At 71.0% G+C, this 1,032-nt stretch carries 1 protein-coding gene; it reads right to left on the bottom strand.

What is annotated here, in order from left to right; all coding sequences use genetic code 11:
- Nucleotides 1-1,032: ATP-binding cassette domain-containing protein (locus H926_RS0103925; RefSeq protein WP_028657551.1), on the bottom strand; the 1,032-nt coding region annotated here is incomplete at both ends.

Genomic DNA, 1,032 nt, shown 5'->3' with positions numbered 1-1,032 from the left:
AGGCCAATGCGCCGCCGCTCTCCGCCTGAAAGCCCGGCGCCGCGATGATCGATCGCCATGGCAAGGCCGCCGCGCCGCGCCAGCATCGGGCCCAGGCCAAGCTGCGTCAGCAGGTCGACCAATGCGGCATCATCGCGTTGCGCGCCGGGCTGCGCCAGGTGCAGGTTGCTCGCCAGGGTGCCAGGCAGCAGCGACACTGCCTGCCCGGCCCAGCCGATCAGGGCATTGGCCGCGCCGCCAGGCCAGGGTGCCCCGTCTGCCACGATCTGCCCCTCCGTCAGTGGCGCCTGCCCAATCAAGGCAAGCAGGAGTGAGGATTTGCCGCTGCCGGTGGCGCCGGTCACGGCATGAAGGCCAGGGCCACGCCAATCCCAGGTGAGCGGGCCGATCCGCGTGCCATCGGGATAGGCGATCACCACACCCGCGCCGTGCAGGTGGCGCGGCGTTGCCGTTGCCGGTTGCGCTGGCCGTTCCACGATCGGCGCGGCATGGGCCAGCGCCTGGTCGATCGCCGCCAATGCGGCCTCGCCGGTCTGCTTGTCGTGATAGGCGGCCGCCAGGCGTCGCATGCCAAGGTAGAATTCGGGCGCCAGCGCCAGGGTATAGAACGCCCGCGCCAGGGTGAGATGCTCGGGCGCGGGAAACGGCAGCAGGCCGAGCAGGGCAAAGCCGCAATAGACCGCGACCAGCGCCACGCAGAGCGCCGCGAAGAATTCGAGAATGGCGTTGGAGGCAAAGGCCACTGCCAGCACGCCCATCGTGCGCCGCGCCACATCCTGCGTCGCCATGGCCAGTTGCCGACCGATCCGTTCTTCCGCGCCGGATGCCAGGATCAGCGGCAGATGGGCGATGCGATCGACGAACAGGCCCGAGGCACGCTCCAGCGCATGGTGCTGCGCCCGCGCGCGCCGCGCGGCCATGCCCCCGGCCAGGATCAGCCCGAACACGAAGGGCACCAGCGTGGCCAGCATGATGGCGGCCGAAACCCAGCTGGCCGGCGCGACGGCCAGGGCGATCAGCAGCGGCCCCAGC

Origin of the sequence: Novosphingobium sp. B-7 (genome assembly GCF_000410615.1) — a bacterium.
Classification (GTDB): domain Bacteria; phylum Pseudomonadota; class Alphaproteobacteria; order Sphingomonadales; family Sphingomonadaceae; genus Novosphingobium; species Novosphingobium capsulatum.
Note: the sequence above shows the minus strand (reverse complement) of the source record. Positions and strands in the feature narration are given on the sequence as shown.